We start from the raw sequence: 14,337 nt of genomic DNA, 5'->3' as shown, positions 1-14,337 counted from the left end.
AGTGTCCTTTGAATCAGATCGAGTGAATCAAATCGAGGAAGTCGAGAGCGGGAGGACGTCGACGAGATCGCCCGCGCCGAGTTCGGTCACGGCGGCGGGGATGTCGATCAGGGCGTCGGCCCACGCCATGGCTGCAACGAGGTGCGAGCCGGGTCCGGCCACGAGTTCGATACCGTCCGCAGTTCTGCGCGCGCGCAGGAACTGGCGCTTGCCATCCACCGAACGCAGCGGTGCAGTAAGTGGCAGCCGTTCGCGCGGGATCTCGGGCAGACCCGCGGCCCGGCGCAGTTCGCCGCGGGCGAAGACCTCGAACGAGACCATCGTGCTGACCGGGTTGCCCGGGAAACTCAGGACCGGCACTTCGTTCACCACTGCAGTGCCTTGCGGGCCACCAGGTTGCATTGCGACGTGGCCGAAGTGTGCACCCAGAGGGGTGAGAGTTTCCTTCACCACCTCGAAATCGCCCATGGACACCCCACCGGAGGTGAAAACCAGATCGGCGACCGAGGTTGCGTACGAGAGTAATTCGCGGAACTCGGCGGGGTCGTCGCTGCTTCGGGCGACGGATACGACATCGGCGCCGTTGGCTTCGGCCAATGTTGCCAAAGCTGGTCCGTTGGAATCGTAGATCTCGCCGGGTTCGAGAGTTGTTCCGGCACTTTTCAGTTCGGCGCCCGTCGTAATTATCGCGACCCGTGGCTTCGTGTACGTGTCGAGCGAGGCCAGGCCCACAGCGCTCAGCGCGGCGATATGGCGAGGTTCCAAGTGTGTTCCGGCCGTGACCAGTAGCATTCCGGCAGTGATGTCGCTGCCACGTTCGCGAACGAATTCGCCTACAGACCTGCCCCGTTCGATGGTGACCACGTGTTCGGTGACGCCCGTGGTGTCCTCGACGGGAACGACGGCGTCGGCACCCTCGGGGAGCGGCGCACCGGTCATGATGCGAAATGCCGATCCTGGAAGGTGTTTCGGTGGTTTTCCGCTTCCAGCGGCGATCACGCCTCGAACCGTCAGTGTGGTCGGAACCGAGGCCACAGAAGCAGCATCGACCGCATATCCGTCCATCTGTGAGTTGCGGAAGAGGGGCAGGTCCACCGGCGATGCGATATCCGAGCAAGTTATGCGCCCCAACGCTTCTGCCGTCGGAACCGCCGACGGAGAGAGGGTGTGCAGGCCGGTGAGCAATCCGGAGATGTGCGCAGCGTGTTCCTCGACCGAACGCGCGCTCATGACAGTAACCTCGACAACCTCGACATGTTTTGATCCTAGGCGGTGTGGTCCGTCCGACACACGGAGTACGGCTTTCGGTCATACTGGAGCAATACGGAAGTTGGTGAAGTGATGACAGTGGTCTCGATGGGAATTCCCACCGTGCGGTTTGACGCTGCCTCCCTCGCCGGTCGTCCCGAGACGGATCTCCTGGTCGACAGGTTCGGGCGTGTTGCCAGAGATCTGCGAGTCTCGATCACCGAGAAGTGTTCACTTCGTTGCACGTATTGCATGCCGGAGGAAGGCTTGCCGGCCATCGCTGCGGAAGACCTTCTGAGTGCCGACGAGATCGTTCGAGTAGTCGGAATCGGTGTCGAACGAGTCGGTATTCGCGAGGTGAGATTCACCGGCGGCGAGCCGCTGATGCGTAGTGACCTCGAAAAGATCATCGCGGGATGCGCCGCGCGTGTGCCAGGAATTCCACTTGCCATGACCACCAACGCCGTTGGGCTCGAACATCGTGCCGCAAAGCTGGCTGCAGCTGGTTTGACCCGCGTGAATGTTTCCCTGGATTCGGTTGATCGCGCGCACTTCGCGGAATTGACGCGTCGAGACAGGTTGCCTTCGGTTCTCGCGGGAATCCGAGCGGCCGCGGTGGCTGGCCTTGCGCCGCTCAAGGTAAATGCCGTTCTCATGCGCGAAACGCTCCACGGCGCGGCGGACCTTTTACAGTGGTGCCTCGACGCCGGAGTCGAATTGCGGTTCATCGAACAAATGCCTCTCGATGCAGACCATGCTTGGGCGCGCGAGAACATGGTGACTGCGGCTGAATTGCTGTCGGTATTGAGTGAGCGTTTCGAATTGGCCGCAATCGGTCGCGAAGACCCGTCGGCTCCTGCTGAAGAATGGCGTGTCAACGGGACTGAAATGACGGTGGGGATCATCGCTTCGGTGACGCGCTCGTTCTGCAGTGATTGCGATCGGACGCGAATGACTGCAGAGGGGACAATTCGGTCATGTTTGTTCAGTGACCGTGAAGTTGATCTGCGTGCCGCGCTCAGGGCCGGAGCAAGTGACGACGAACTTGCGGATTTGTGGCGCGGTGCGATGTGGAACAAGTGGGCAGGGCACGGCATCGACGCCGCGGACTTCGTTCCGCCGGAAAGAAGTATGGGAGCGATTGGTGGCTGATCCGCATTCGATCTCGGTTCGTTACTTTGCTGCTGCAGCGGATGTATCCGGTTGCCGTAGCGAGGTAGTCGCCATTTCGCCCGACAACACACTTGCCGAGTTGGTGGCGGTCTTGGTCGGGCGATACGGACCGGAGATGGAGCGAGTGCTGTCGGTCTCGGCTTTCCTCGTCGGTGACGAGTTGACCCGCGACGTCTCTCGAGCCTCCGGTAGCGCTGTCGATATTCTTCCGCCTTTCGCTGGAGGCTAGTCCGAGAATTGCCGGCGTAGCTATTTGTGGGCTGCCGTCGTATTGTCCTTTTTCGGTTTCCCGGTCCAAATATTTATATCTTGATCACTCCAGCTCAAGTGGCATCTATCTCCGTTTTCTCCATTGTTGGTCAATTGTCCAGCATTGGTCGTTTTGTTTAGTTTCTCCTACTTTTGGGGGAGTAAATGCACTTCTAATTGCCCAGGTGAATTGTCATCTGTTTGGATGACAAAAGAAATACCTTCGCTGTTGGTAATTGTCGACATGTGTTAATTTTGGCGCAATTCCACTCGGGATATATGAAAGGTATTTCAATGTCGATTAATTCCACGCGCCGTGTCGGAGTCGTCGTAGCGCTCCTCGGGGCAGCTGCACTCACCGCTCCGGCAATTGCTACTGCGCTTCCGTCCACCGGTTCTCTCGGCTCTTCTGCGCCGGAAGCCTCGTGCTCGACCCTGTCCACCGAAGCGACGCCGAACGGGTGGGGCATCCCGTTCACCGACGAGAAGGATCAGACCGCGTCGTACTCGGCCGACAACGTTCTCGACAAGGACGGTTCACTGAAGCTGGCCGTCGACGGTACCGGCGATCGTTCGGTTTCCTACCATTCGGCCGGCGGTATCAAGCTGTCCGACGCAGTCAGCAAGGCGATCGGTTTCGCCGAGCGCGCCGCCACGCCGACTGCGGCGTTCCAGCTCCGCCTCACCGGAACCACCGGCGGAAAGTTCGAGAACGGATTCACCACCTTGGTGTGGGTCCCGGGACCGGACGCGACGCCGACGGCTGACGGCGGCGTTCACGCGGATCTCCAGAAGGGCGTGTGGTGGAGCACTCAGAACATCGACGGCGCCAAGGACCGCGTGTCAGTGCCTTTGGCTGACATCGTCGCCGCGAACCCGAAAGCGGTAGTCGACCACTACGGCGTCAGTGTCGGGACCGGTTCCGCTGCCACCTCGACGCTGGTCGATGCGGTGCAGTTCAACGGATGCACCACCAACTTCGCGAAGAAGGATCCGGCTTCGGGAACGGGTTCGCTGGGCGACGTCTTCGGCAGCCTGTTCGGTAGCTAGTCGCTGGTAAGAGTTACTTCCACCAGTCATCCAGGGGTGTGACCGGCACCGTGCGCTTGTGACGAGTGTTGGCGAACATCTTCTCGAGCTTTTCGGCTACCTCGGAGGAAACGTCCTTTCCTTCGAGGTAGTCGTCTATCTGTGAGTACGTGACGCCGAGGGCAACTTCGTCGGGCAGCGCGGGTCGGTCGTCCTCGAGGTCGGCGGTCGGCACCTTGCGCCACGTGCTCTCCGGTGCGCCCAATTCCTGCAGCAATGCAGCGCCCTGACGTTTGCTCAAGCCGGTGAGCGGCGTGATGTCGACGCCGCCGTCACCGAACTTCGTGAAGAAGCCGGTAATCGCTTCTGCGGCGTGGTCGGTACCGATCACCAAGTAGCCGAGCTGACCGGCAATCGCATACTGAATGACCATTCGTTCGCGCGCCTTGATGTTGCCGCGGACGAAGTCGCGCAGTTCGCCGTTCCCCAACGCCTCGGAGGCCTCACGGGCTGTGGCGTCGGCGCCAGGCTTGACGTTGACCGTGAGAGAGCGGTCCGGCTTGATGAAGCCGAGTGCGATCTGAGCATCGGATTCGTCGGCCTGCGCGCCATAGGGGAGTCGAACGGCGACGAACTCGGCCTCGTGGCCTTCTTCACGAAGTTCAGTGACCGCGCGTTGGGCGAGGGATCCGGCGAGCGTGCTGTCCTGACCGCCGCTGATTCCCAGAACGAACCCTTTGGCGGGGGTCGAGCGCACGTAGTCCTTCAGGAACTGGACTCGCGCGCGAACCTCCGCTGCGGCGTCGATTGTCGGCTTTGTGCCGAGTTCTTCGATGATGCTTTCACGCAGTGTGGCCATGAATGGACTCTAGCGATGTGAGCAGGCGCGTGCAGTGCCACCGTATCCGGGGCGGTACGGTCGCGCACATGAGTGCGAACAACGTTCTGGTGGTCAGTGCGACGAAGTCGGAAGCGGCATACGTGCCGCAAGGATACGAACTGCTGATCACGGGGATTGGAAAGGTCAGTGCTGCAACAGCAGTCGCCTCTGCTCTCGCGCGGTACGAGCGGGAGAATCTGCCGCTGGTCGTCAACATCGGGACCGCCGGTGCGCTGCACGCGCACCACGGTGGCCTCTATGTTCCCGGGGTTGTCATCAATCACGACATCAGCAGCACCGCGATCCGAGCGCTGGGGCACGACGTCGCGGACCGTTTGGTGCTCGCCGGCGGTGACGACTCGGTGTTGGCGACCGGCGACGCATTCATCGCCGACACTGCGACCCGGGACGCTCTCGCTCAGCGAGCCGATCTGGTCGACATGGAGGGGTTTGCCATCGCATTCGCCGCGCAGGCTGCGGGTGCTAGCTGCCGACTCGTCAAACATGTCAGCGATCACGCGGACGACTCGGCCTTGGACTGGCCCGCGATGATCGATGCCAGCGCCCGCGAATTGGGGCGCTGGCTGCTCGACAACGTCTGATCGAGCCTGCAGCGTCTGGTCAAGCCTGCGCAGTCAGTATCAATCCGGTGTTGTCGGGCTTGCGCAGGGTCAGCGTGTCGGCGTCGACGGTGTAGCTCACTTCACCGTCGAGTACCGCCAGGATCTGACGCTCGATGTCCATGTTCTCCTCGGGGCAGGCCATTCGCGTGGTTGCCATCGGCGTGAATGTGACTGTGGTGTCGGATACCTGGGCGCTTCCGGTCATGCGATTGCATCCGGTGGTTCCGCTGACCGAACCGTCTGCGGCAATCGTGAGTTCGGGAGCTGACGTCTCCAGAGCCAGGCTCGTACTGATCGCATCGGGACTGATGAGTGACGTGACGGTCCACGTCGTGCCCTGCAGAGGTCGATCCGGCGTGACGATCTTCTTGTCCTGCAGAGTCACTGTGGCGTCGTCCGATGTCAGGGTGAGGGTGTCGCCGTCGAGGCTCCACGTCGGCGCGGAGGTCAGCAATGTTGTTGTCCAGGCGTCGGATTCGGCGATGCCGGGAGGGCAGCCCATCATGGTCGACGCCATGGTGCCGGTGGTCAGCTTGCCTTCGGTGAACTCGACCGAGCCGTTTGCCGTGTTGCATCCGGCGCTCGCGGACACTCGACCGGCTTGGCTGAAATCGAGAGTCAGCGGGCCGCCGCCGGGAATTTGTGTTCCGTCGACGGACGTCGAGATGAAGACGCGGCCGGAGGGATCCGTCTTGTCCTCGGGGGAGTCGGACGAAGCTGAGCAACCGCTTACCGCGGCGATGGTCAGGAAGCCGATGACGGCTGCTGCGATGCGCATGGGCTCACATTAAGTGGTGGGACGGATCTGGGGAGTCAACATCGAGTAACGCGCCGGGCAAGGTCTTCCCAGCCGGCAGCCAGGCGCTCGGTGGTCATCCCGAGATCGCGCACCTGATGAAGGACAAGCGACGCTTCGAGCGGTGCCAACAGTGCTGAAGCGAGCAGATCGAGGTCGCCCTCGACGCCGGCTCCTCGAAGAAGTCCGATGACGTGAGCGATGCCGAGTGCTCGTGCCGGACCGCCGAAGCGGTATTCAGGAGCGTTTTCCGCCGCTCGGAGGACTTCGCCCTGTACTTCCACCATGGCGATCCGGGCTCGTCCGAACGCGATGAGGCGCTCGATCGGCGGCGCGCCAGGACCCAACGGTGGGGGGCCGAACATGAATGCCTGCTGCAGTTCTCGCTCGGTGTGATCGAGCAGTGCCTGCATCAGTCCCGATCGATTGCCGAAGCGCCGAAAAACTGTGCCCTTGCCCACACCGGCCCGGCACGCGACGGCATCCATCGTGACCGCGTCGACACCTCGCTCGGCGACGAGGAGGGCTGCGGCGTCGAGCAGAAGTACGCGGTTACGTGCTGCGTCACCGCGCTCGACGGGTACGGCGCCGATCTGGGGGAGGGGGATTGCGCTCACGGGATCAGGTTACAGGGCCGGGGAATGTAAGTGGACCGCGGTCCGTTTAGTTGATATAACTTTCAACCGGAGCCACCAACCGCACCACTCTCGAAGGAATCTCGTTATGTCACAGACCAATGTTCTCGTTCTCGTCGGCAGCCTGCGCGCCGGATCCGTCAATCGCCAGCTTGCCGAGACGGCTGTGTCCGCCGCACCCGAGGGTGCAACGCTGACGGTCTTCGAAGGCCTCGCCGACGTCCCCTTCTACAACGAAGACATCGACGTCGAGGGTGCTTCCATTCCCGCTGTCGACGCACTGCGCGCCGCTGCGAGCGACGCTGACGCGTTCCTGCTCGTCACCCCCGAATACAACGGCACCATCCCCGCTGTTCTGAAGAACGCCATCGACTGGATCTCGCGTCCGTACGGTGTCGGTGCAGTCAAGGACAAGGCTGTCGCAGTCATCAGCGCTTCGCCCAGCGGTAACGGCGCCAAGTGGGCACACGAAGACACCACCAAGGCAGTCCGCATCGCCGGCGGCAAGGTCGTCGAGGACACCGCACTGAGCATCGGTGGAACCGGCGCACTGTTCGGTGAGCTGCACCCGCGTGAGAACGCAGAGGTGCTCGCTCAGGTCTCCAAGGTCGTCTCCGACCTCGTCGACGCCAGCAAGCAGCTCGTCAACGCGTAATCCGTTTCACGAGTGAGGGCCATGCCGGAAGGTATGGCCCTCACTCGTATGCGAGTCACGCCCATCTGTGCGCTAAAGCCCTTCGCGTTCCATAGCGTCGTCGACGGCGTCGCGGACCGACTCGAAATCCTTGCCGGCCATCATCGCTTCGCCCATCGCGGCATCGATACGATCGGCGACGACGGCGTACCGACGCTCCCAGTTCTCCTTGTCCTCCCGCCAGTAACCCATCACGTGCATGCGGGGTGCCGGGATTTCCCATGTTCGACGCAGATGGGCGCGGATGCGTCTGGCGGTCGCGGCCTCGACTGCGCACCAGATGTAGCCCTCGCCGGGAGGCAGGGGAATGGCGGCCAATTCGGCGAGCAGTGAGTCTGCTTCGTCGATCCATCGGTAGTGAGCGTCGGCGCGCGTCGTGAACGTCTGCTGTTCGCTCGGCGCGGGCACCTGTGCAATGACGTGGATCGGTAGACCGTCGGGTGCTTCTTCCAAGATCCGCCCGATCGCTGGCAGTGCGGCGTGATCGGCGACGAGTAGCAGCCAGTCGCACTCTGTCGGCGGCTTGAACCACCCGCTCGCAGTCGAAAGATGGACGGTCTCGCCCGGTTGCGCATTCTCGGCCCAGAGCGCAGCTCCGCCGTGGCCGTGGAGAACGAAGTCGATCTCCAGTTCGTTCTTCGAGGGCTGCCAGTGCCGGACCGTGTAACTACGGGCGTGAGGGGGGTCGACGGGGAATCTGACGAGCACCCGTTCGTCGGGGCTCCCGCTCGTCTCGAAGTCGCTCAGGCCCGCACCGCCGAAGGTGATTCTGCGCATCTTAGGTGTCACCTGCTGCGTTCTCGTCACGGTTGCCTGGTGGCGCGGAGCCTCGTCCTTCGGGGGTGTTTCCACGACGCTCATGGTAGGTCCGAGTAGTGGTTTTCAGATGCTGTCGGACCTGCGACCGAAATGTGACGGGCGACACGCCGACGCGCCGGAAGATGTGTGCGCTGAACTGGGGCTACCTGGGAATTTCAACGATGTGACTCACAACATCTCGCGTTATGTGTTTCTGTCGGCCACTAGGTGTAGTGTCTTGAGCACTGAGAGACCACAACGCGGAACGCCTCGAGCGAGACTCCGGCAATCGGTCGAATCGGTGCTGAACATCACTACATCGGCCTTTGTTGGCTAAGCGAAAGAGGGACTCTCATGAGCATCACCGTCTACACCAAGCCCGCTTGCGTTCAGTGCAATGCCACCTACCGCGCCCTCGACAAGGCCGGTCTCGAATACAACATCATCGACATCACCGAGGATGCCGAAGCCCGCGACTACGTCATGGCTCTCGGGTACCTCCAGGCGCCCATCGTGGTTGCCGGTGAAGATCACTGGTCGGGTTTCCGTCCCGATCGCATCAAGACCCTGACCGTCGCTGCTTGAAGCGCCGCAGTGTCGGCGGTGGACACCTCCGCCGACACATCTGAGTAGTTCCGGGCACCGTACAAGAAAATGGTGACAACCGATGACTTCGCTGGTCTATTTTTCCAGCGTGTCGGAGAACACCCACCGATTCGTTCAACGTCTCGGCCTGCCTGCGACACGTATACCTATCCATGACCGTGACGGCTCATTTCGTGTAAACGAGCCCTATGTGCTGATTCTGCCCACCTATGGTGGCGGGGTCACCGTGACAGGGCGCGATACCAGTTATGTGCCGAAGCCGGTCATTCGTTTTTTGAACAATCCACACAACAGGTCGTTGATCAGAGCAGTGATCGCGGCGGGAAACACCAATTTCGGTGAGTCCTTTTGCTATGCAGGAAACATCATTTCCCAGAAATGCCACGTTCCTTTTCTGTACCGGTTCGAACTCATGGGCACTGCCGAGGATGTCGACCGAGTACGAGAAGGCTTGGGGGAGTTCTGGAATCATCTCGAAACAGAGAAGGAGCACGGGCAGTGGCGCCAACCATCACTGACACGATCGCGGCAGGAAGCGTAGAGCGTGATGCACGCGGCGGCGATTCCACCAACGGTCTCGACTACCACGCACTCAATGCCATGCTCAACCTGTACGGCGCCAACGGTGAGATCCAGTTCGAGATGGATGTCGCTGCAGCCCGTCAGTACTTCTTGCAGCATGTCAACCAGAACACCGTGTTCTTCCACAACCTCGACGAGAAGCTGGACTACCTCGTCGAGGAAAACTATTACGAGCCCGAGGTTCTCGATCAGTACTCACGTACTTTCGTGAAGTTCCTGATCGATCACGCGTACGCCAAGAAGTTCCGCTTCCCGACGTTCCTGGGTGCATTCAAGTACTACACCTCGTACACGCTCAAGACCTTCGACGGTAAGCGCTACCTCGAGCGTTTCGAAGATCGTGTCTGCATGGTTGCGCTCACCCTGGCCGCAGGCAACGAAGACCTGGCCGTCGAACTCGTCGACGAGATCATCGCCGGACGCTTCCAGCCCGCCACCCCGACGTTCCTGAACTCGGGCAAGAAGCAGCGCGGTGAGCCCGTGTCCTGCTTCCTGCTTCGTATCGAAGACAACATGGAGTCCATCGGTCGCTCCATCAACTCGGCACTGCAGCTGTCCAAGCGCGGTGGCGGTGTTGCCTTGCTGCTCACCAACGTTCGTGAGCACGGCGCCCCGATCAAGAAGATCGAGAACCAGAGTTCGGGTGTCATCCCGATCATGAAGCTTCTCGAGGACTCGTTCTCCTACGCCAACCAGTTGGGTGCGCGTCAGGGCGCCGGCGCCGTGTACCTGCATGCGCACCACCCCGACATCTACCGCTTCCTCGACACCAAGCGTGAGAACGCCGACGAGAAGATCCGCATCAAGACGCTCTCTCTCGGCGTCGTGATCCCGGACATCACTTTCGAACTGGCGAAGAAGAACGAGGACATGTACCTGTTCTCGCCGTACGACGTCGAGCGCATCTACGGAGTTCCGTTCTCCGACATCAACGTCTCCGAGAAGTACTACGAGATGGTCGACGACAAGCGAATTCGCAAGTCCAAGATCAAGGCTCGCGAGTTCTTCCAGACCGTCGCCGAATTGCAGTTCGAATCGGGCTACCCCTACATCATGTTCGAGGACACGGTGAACCGGGCAAACCCGATCGAAGGCAAGATCACGCACTCGAACCTGTGCTCGGAGATCCTGCAGGTTTCGACGCCTTCACTGTTCAACGACGACCTGTCCTACTCGAAGGTCGGCAAGGACATCTCCTGCAACCTGGGTTCGCTGAACATCGCGAAGACCATGGACTCGCCCGACTTCGCCAAGACCATCGAAGTGTCGATCCGCGGATTGACGGCCGTGTCCGACCAGACGCACATCTACTCGGTGCCGTCGATCGAGCAGGGCAACAACGACTCTCACGCCATCGGCCTCGGTCAGATGAACCTGCACGGATACCTCGCTCGTGAGCGGATCTTCTACGGCAGCGAAGAAGGCATCGACTTCACGAACATCTACTTCTACACCGTGCTGTTCCACGCACTGCGTGCGTCGAACAAGATCGCCATCGAGCGCGGCTCGTACTTCAAGGGTTTCCCGGAGTCGAAGTACGCCTCGGGTGAATTCTTCGACAAGTACACCGACCAGGCCTGGGAGCCTGCAACCGACAAGGTTCGCGGACTCTTCGCCGATGCGAAGCTGCACATCCCCACCCAGGACGACTGGCGTGAGCTGAAGGCTTCGGTTCAGAAGCACGGTATCTACAACCAGAACCTTCAGGCCGTCCCGCCGACCGGCTCGATCTCGTACATCAACTACTCCACCAGCTCCATCCACCCGGTGGCGTCGAAGATCGAGATCCGCAAGGAAGGCAAGATCGGTCGCGTCTACTACCCGGCGCCCTACCTGACCAACGACAACCTGGAGTACTACCAGGATGCCTACGAAATCGGGTACGAGAAGATCGTCGACACCTATGCTGCCGCAACGCAACACGTCGACCAGGGCCTGTCGCTGACGCTGTTCTTCAAGGACACCGCCACCACCCGCGACATCAACAAGGCGCAGATCTACGCGTGGCGTAAGGGCATCAAGACGCTGTACTACATCCGTCTGCGTCAGATGGCACTCGAAGGCACCGAGGTCGAGGGCTGCGTTTCCTGCATGCTGTAAAGGGCTCCGCCCCGTGCGCCTTTTCGGTAGTGGTTACTACCGAAAAGGCGCACAGGGGTATCAGGCCGGCGGACGGCCTGGACCGTGCATCTTGCCGGCATTCTTCGGCATTCGACCGTGCTCGGTGAGTGCGCGCCGAAGGAGAAACTCGATCTGGGCGTTGGTACTTCGGAGATCGTCGGCGGCCCAGCGGGCAAGCGCGTCGTGCACCGCTGGGTCCAACCGAAGCAGGATCTTCTTGCGCTCCGACCTCGGAGCTGGATCCGTGGCCATGTGGCCTTTCCTTTACTGGTAGAGCGAACCGGTGTTCAGCACCGGTTGTGCGTCGCGGTCGCCGCACAGCACGACCAGAAGGTTACTGATCATCGTGGCCTTGCGTTCCTCGTCGAGTTCGACGACGTGCTTTTCCTCGAGTTGCTTGAGTGCCATGTCGACCATGGACACCGCACCTTCGACGATTTGCTTGCGGGCGGCGATCACTGCACCCGCTTGCTGGCGCCGAAGCATTGCGCTGGCGATCTCGGGTGCATACGAGAGCCTGTTGATGCGTGTCTCGATAACTTCGACACCCGCCGCACGCACGCGGGCGTGAACCTCCTCCGACAAGGTGGTGGTGATGATATCGGCGTTCTCGCGCAACGAGACTCGGCCTTCGGCGTCGTACGGGTAGCTGCCGGCGATATGGCGGACTGCCGCCTCGGTCTGCACCGAGACGAACTCCTCGTAGTCGTCCACCTGGAATGAGGCGAGCGCTGTGTCGGCAACTTGCCAGACGACCACCGCCGAGATCTCGATGGGATTTCCGTCGGCGTCGTTCACTTTCGCCTGACCGGTCTCGTGGTTTCGGATGCGCGTCGAGATCGATCGACGGACCGTCAGCGGATTTGTCCATCGCAGGCCCGGCGTGCGCAGGGTGCCGCTGTACGAGCTTCCCAGGAGTTGAAGGACTCGGGCTTGATTCGGTTGCACCAAGGTCAGGCCCATCAGCAGGGGGAGTGACGCGATGAACAGCACCACACCGACCGGAATCAGGGCGAAGAGTCCCAGAACTCCGCCAACGACGGACAGCGCGATTCCGGCCAGGAAGAGAAGGACGCCGCCGAGGAGCATCCAGCTGCCGGACAGGTCCCAGCCTGGGCGTTCGGCGATCGTTGTGGTGGCGACTCCGGTCGGTTTCTCGGCCACGGTGGGTGTGCTGGTCATGCGGGACTCGCTTTCCATCGGTAAGTGATATTTAATTGATATCACATTTTTTGTACTCGTGGAGGGGCGCGTGCGACACATGTTGTTGTGTTGGCATCGCGGACCCGACACAACGGGTAGTGTTCAGGCAAGCCAACATTCGGCAGTATCTCTCTCGCTAGGTAGGAATTATGGTCAAGCTGGTCAGTCGCGTTTCCGCCATCAACTGGAATCGCGTCCAGGACGAGAAGGACGCCGAGGTATGGGATCGCCTCGTCAGCAACTTCTGGCTGCCCGAAAAGGTGCCGGTCTCCAACGACATCCCGTCCTGGGGAACGCTGACCGCGCAGGAGCAGCAGCTCACCATGCGCGTCTTCACGGGCCTGACGCTGCTCGACACCATCCAGGGAACGGTCGGCGCCGTCAGCCTCATCCCGGACGCGATCACTCCCCACGAAGAAGCGGTGTACACCAACATCGCCTTCATGGAATCGGTGCACGCGAAGAGTTACAGCTCGATCTTCTCGACGCTGTGCTCCACCCCGGACATCGACGACGCGTTCCGCTGGTCGGAGGAGAACCCCAACCTGCAGCGCAAGGCGCAGATCGTTCTCGACTACTACAACGGCGAGTCGCCGCTCAAGCGCAAGGTCGCCTCGACGCTCCTCGAGAGCTTCCTCTTCTACTCCGGCTTCTACCTGCCGATGTACTGGTCCTCGCGAGCCAAGCTCACCAACACCGCAGACCTCATCCGCCTCATCATCCGCGACGAGGCCGTGCACGGGTACTACATCGGCTACAAGTACCAGAAGGGCCTCGAACAGCTCACCGAGGCCGAGCGTGAAGAGCTCAAGAACTACACGTTCGAGCTGCTCTTCGAGCTCTACGAGAACGAGGTCGACTACACGCAGGACCTCTACGACGGCGTCGGCCTGACCGAGGATGTCAAGAAGTTCCTGCGCTACAACGCCAACAAGGCGCTCAACAATCTCGGCTACGAAGGCCTCTTCCCGAAGGACGAGACGGACGTCAATCCGGCTATCCTGTCGGCACTTTCACCGAATGCGGACGAGAATCACGACTTCTTCTCCGGCTCGGGAAGCTCCTACGTCATCGGCAAAGCCGTCAACACCGAAGACGACGACTGGGATTTCTAGAGCGACCCTGCACCCAACGAAGCCCGACTCCTGCACACGCGGGAATCGGGCTTCGGTCGTCGATGGGGGAGTGGGTCAGCGCAGAAACCACGCTTCCGGCTTGTCCAGCAATGCTTTTGCGAGGCGCAGACGCGAGGTTTCCGTCATGTCCGAAGGCAATCCGCTCGGCGCGAACCACGCGACCTCGAGGTTTTCGTCGTCCGCCACGTGTGCATCTCCGCCGGTCCACCTGGCCAGGAAGCAGACGTCGAGGTACTGGGTCACGTCACCATTGGGGTACGTAATGGGTTCTGTGACATCGACACTCGTGATCCGAATCAATTCGGCGTCGACGCCGGTTTCTTCCTTCGCCTCCCGCACCGCCGCCGCCGACGGTTCCTCTCCGGGCTCGAGAACGCCGGACACGACGGCCCACTGACCGTTGTCGGCGCGGCGGGTGAGCAGGACCCGGCCGTCGTCGTCGCGGATCACGACGCTCACGCCGGACAGCCAGAGCGGCGCATGACCGACCTTCTCGCGCAAAGCGACAATGAATTCCGGGATCGGCATGATCAGAACCCGACCGTCACAGTTGTGGCGAGCCGC

Annotated in this window: 17 protein-coding genes; 9 read left to right on the top strand and 8 right to left on the bottom strand. The window is 61.2% G+C overall.

The features are described 5' to 3' along the window. Nucleotides 1-27: 27 nt before the first annotated feature. On the bottom strand, nucleotides 28-1,230 hold the full coding sequence (glp, locus tag R4P70_RS16230) for a gephyrin-like molybdotransferase Glp (protein WP_029255084.1): 1,203 nt from the start codon (nucleotides 1,228-1,230) through the stop codon (nucleotides 28-30). A gap of 111 nt (nucleotides 1,231-1,341) precedes the next feature. Here glp and moaA point away from each other — a divergent pair, with 111 nt between their 5' ends. The 3 genes from moaA (at nucleotide 1,342) to R4P70_RS16215 (ending at nucleotide 3,720) form a co-directional block, all read left to right on the top strand. Continuing rightward, entirely contained in the window at nucleotides 1,342-2,400 is a 1,059-nt protein-coding gene (gene moaA / locus R4P70_RS16225) for a GTP 3',8-cyclase MoaA (RefSeq protein WP_019747878.1), read from the top strand. Beyond that, nucleotides 2,393-2,650 (top strand): MoaD/ThiS family protein, encoded by a 258-nt coding sequence (locus tag R4P70_RS16220; protein ID WP_003944706.1) that lies wholly within the window; start codon nucleotides 2,393-2,395, stop codon nucleotides 2,648-2,650. The genes moaA and R4P70_RS16220 overlap by 8 nt, the downstream gene beginning before the upstream one ends. 314 nt (nucleotides 2,651-2,964) lie before the next feature. Beyond that, nucleotides 2,965-3,720, top strand: a complete 756-nt coding sequence (locus R4P70_RS16215) for a hypothetical protein (protein WP_020969281.1) — start codon at nucleotides 2,965-2,967, stop codon at nucleotides 3,718-3,720. Between the two features lie 13 nt (nucleotides 3,721-3,733). On the opposite strand, the gene nadE is transcribed toward R4P70_RS16215, so the two are convergent. Beyond that, entirely contained in the window at nucleotides 3,734-4,558 is an 825-nt protein-coding gene (nadE, locus tag R4P70_RS16210; RefSeq protein WP_243617143.1) for an ammonia-dependent NAD(+) synthetase, read from the bottom strand. Between the two features lie 68 nt (nucleotides 4,559-4,626). Between nadE and R4P70_RS16205 the strand changes: the two genes are divergently transcribed. Beyond that, nucleotides 4,627-5,181, top strand: a complete 555-nt coding sequence (locus tag R4P70_RS16205; protein WP_080910898.1) for a nucleosidase — start codon at nucleotides 4,627-4,629, stop codon at nucleotides 5,179-5,181. A gap of 19 nt (nucleotides 5,182-5,200) precedes the next feature. Here the strand turns inward: R4P70_RS16205 and R4P70_RS16200 are convergent, their stop codons facing one another. Together R4P70_RS16200 and R4P70_RS16195 are read right to left on the bottom strand one after the other, a co-directional pair. Then, nucleotides 5,201-5,980, bottom strand: coding sequence for an META domain-containing protein (locus R4P70_RS16200; protein WP_317831008.1), 780 nt, complete (start codon nucleotides 5,978-5,980; stop codon nucleotides 5,201-5,203). A gap of 35 nt (nucleotides 5,981-6,015) precedes the next feature. Then, entirely contained in the window at nucleotides 6,016-6,615 is a 600-nt protein-coding gene (locus tag R4P70_RS16195) for a TetR/AcrR family transcriptional regulator (protein WP_019747883.1), read from the bottom strand. A gap of 106 nt (nucleotides 6,616-6,721) precedes the next feature. On the opposite strand from R4P70_RS16195, the gene R4P70_RS16190 reads away from it, so the two are divergent. After that, the gene (locus R4P70_RS16190) at nucleotides 6,722-7,288 is read left to right on the top strand and encodes an NAD(P)H-dependent oxidoreductase (RefSeq protein WP_019747884.1); all 567 of its coding nucleotides are present in this window, start codon (nucleotides 6,722-6,724) and stop codon (nucleotides 7,286-7,288) included. Nucleotides 7,289-7,360: 72 nt separating this feature from the next. Here R4P70_RS16190 and R4P70_RS16185 read toward each other — a convergent pair whose 3' ends face one another. Next, nucleotides 7,361-8,188, bottom strand: a complete 828-nt coding sequence (locus R4P70_RS16185; protein WP_317831007.1) for a siderophore-interacting protein — start codon at nucleotides 8,186-8,188, stop codon at nucleotides 7,361-7,363. A gap of 291 nt (nucleotides 8,189-8,479) precedes the next feature. Between R4P70_RS16185 and nrdH the strand changes: the two genes are divergently transcribed. The 3 genes from nrdH to nrdE all read left to right on the top strand — a co-directional run bounded on the left by nrdH (nucleotide 8,480) and on the right by nrdE (nucleotide 11,413). Continuing rightward, complete coding sequence (nrdH, locus tag R4P70_RS16180; RefSeq protein ID WP_019747886.1) at nucleotides 8,480-8,710, top strand: glutaredoxin-like protein NrdH; 231 nt, start codon at nucleotides 8,480-8,482, stop codon at nucleotides 8,708-8,710. An 82-nt stretch (nucleotides 8,711-8,792) separates the two neighbouring features. Beyond that, nucleotides 8,793-9,272, top strand: coding sequence for a class Ib ribonucleoside-diphosphate reductase assembly flavoprotein NrdI (gene nrdI / locus R4P70_RS16175; RefSeq protein WP_019747887.1), 480 nt, complete (start codon nucleotides 8,793-8,795; stop codon nucleotides 9,270-9,272). Next, a complete protein-coding gene (gene nrdE, locus R4P70_RS16170; protein ID WP_003944756.1) occupies nucleotides 9,230-11,413 on the top strand; it encodes a class 1b ribonucleoside-diphosphate reductase subunit alpha in 2,184 nt (727 codons plus the stop codon). The genes nrdI and nrdE overlap by 43 nt, the downstream gene beginning before the upstream one ends. A 60-nt stretch (nucleotides 11,414-11,473) precedes the next feature. On the opposite strand, the gene R4P70_RS16165 is transcribed toward nrdE, so the two are convergent. Beyond that, complete coding sequence (locus R4P70_RS16165; protein ID WP_003944723.1) at nucleotides 11,474-11,686, bottom strand: hypothetical protein; 213 nt, start codon at nucleotides 11,684-11,686, stop codon at nucleotides 11,474-11,476. A gap of 12 nt (nucleotides 11,687-11,698) precedes the next feature. Beyond that, nucleotides 11,699-12,616 (bottom strand): SPFH domain-containing protein, encoded by a 918-nt coding sequence (locus tag R4P70_RS16160; RefSeq protein ID WP_003944699.1) that lies wholly within the window; start codon nucleotides 12,614-12,616, stop codon nucleotides 11,699-11,701. 170 nt (nucleotides 12,617-12,786) lie between these two features. Here R4P70_RS16160 and nrdF point away from each other — a divergent pair, with 170 nt between their 5' ends. Then, nucleotides 12,787-13,752: a class 1b ribonucleoside-diphosphate reductase subunit beta gene (gene nrdF / locus R4P70_RS16155; RefSeq protein ID WP_003944744.1), complete on the top strand. Its 966-nt coding sequence runs from the start codon at nucleotides 12,787-12,789 to the stop codon at nucleotides 13,750-13,752. 75 nt (nucleotides 13,753-13,827) lie between these two features. Here nrdF and R4P70_RS16150 read toward each other — a convergent pair whose 3' ends face one another. Beyond that, a complete protein-coding gene (locus tag R4P70_RS16150) occupies nucleotides 13,828-14,301 on the bottom strand; it encodes an NUDIX hydrolase (protein WP_029255089.1) in 474 nt (157 codons plus the stop codon). Between the last annotated feature and the right edge of the window lie 36 nt (nucleotides 14,302-14,337).

It is taken from the genome of Rhodococcus sp. IEGM 1241, assembly GCF_033142365.1.
GTDB lineage: Bacteria > Actinomycetota > Actinomycetes > Mycobacteriales > Mycobacteriaceae > Rhodococcus_F > Rhodococcus_F erythropolis.
This window is presented reverse-complemented; position numbering and strand designations above follow the sequence as displayed.

Coding starts and splice junctions, on each gene's coding strand:
- glp (WP_029255084.1), bottom strand. CDS start 1,230: ATGAGCGCGCGTTCGGTCGAGGAACACGCTGCGCACATCTCCGGATTG.
- moaA (WP_019747878.1), top strand. CDS start 1,342: ATGACAGTGGTCTCGATGGGAATTCCCACCGTGCGGTTTGACGCTGCC.
- R4P70_RS16215 (WP_020969281.1), top strand. CDS start 2,965: ATGTCGATTAATTCCACGCGCCGTGTCGGAGTCGTCGTAGCGCTCCTC.
- nadE (WP_243617143.1), bottom strand. CDS start 4,558: ATGGCCACACTGCGTGAAAGCATCATCGAAGAACTCGGCACAAAGCCG.
- R4P70_RS16205 (WP_080910898.1), top strand. CDS start 4,627: ATGAGTGCGAACAACGTTCTGGTGGTCAGTGCGACGAAGTCGGAAGCG.
- R4P70_RS16200 (WP_317831008.1), bottom strand. CDS start 5,980: ATGCGCATCGCAGCAGCCGTCATCGGCTTCCTGACCATCGCCGCGGTA.
- R4P70_RS16190 (WP_019747884.1), top strand. CDS start 6,722: ATGTCACAGACCAATGTTCTCGTTCTCGTCGGCAGCCTGCGCGCCGGA.
- R4P70_RS16185 (WP_317831007.1), bottom strand. CDS start 8,188: ATGAGCGTCGTGGAAACACCCCCGAAGGACGAGGCTCCGCGCCACCAG.
- nrdH (WP_019747886.1), top strand. CDS start 8,480: ATGAGCATCACCGTCTACACCAAGCCCGCTTGCGTTCAGTGCAATGCC.
- nrdI (WP_019747887.1), top strand. CDS start 8,793: ATGACTTCGCTGGTCTATTTTTCCAGCGTGTCGGAGAACACCCACCGA.
- R4P70_RS16165 (WP_003944723.1), bottom strand. CDS start 11,686: ATGGCCACGGATCCAGCTCCGAGGTCGGAGCGCAAGAAGATCCTGCTT.
- R4P70_RS16160 (WP_003944699.1), bottom strand. CDS start 12,616: ATGACCAGCACACCCACCGTGGCCGAGAAACCGACCGGAGTCGCCACC.
- nrdF (WP_003944744.1), top strand. CDS start 12,787: ATGGTCAAGCTGGTCAGTCGCGTTTCCGCCATCAACTGGAATCGCGTC.
- R4P70_RS16150 (WP_029255089.1), bottom strand. CDS start 14,301: ATGCCGATCCCGGAATTCATTGTCGCTTTGCGCGAGAAGGTCGGTCAT.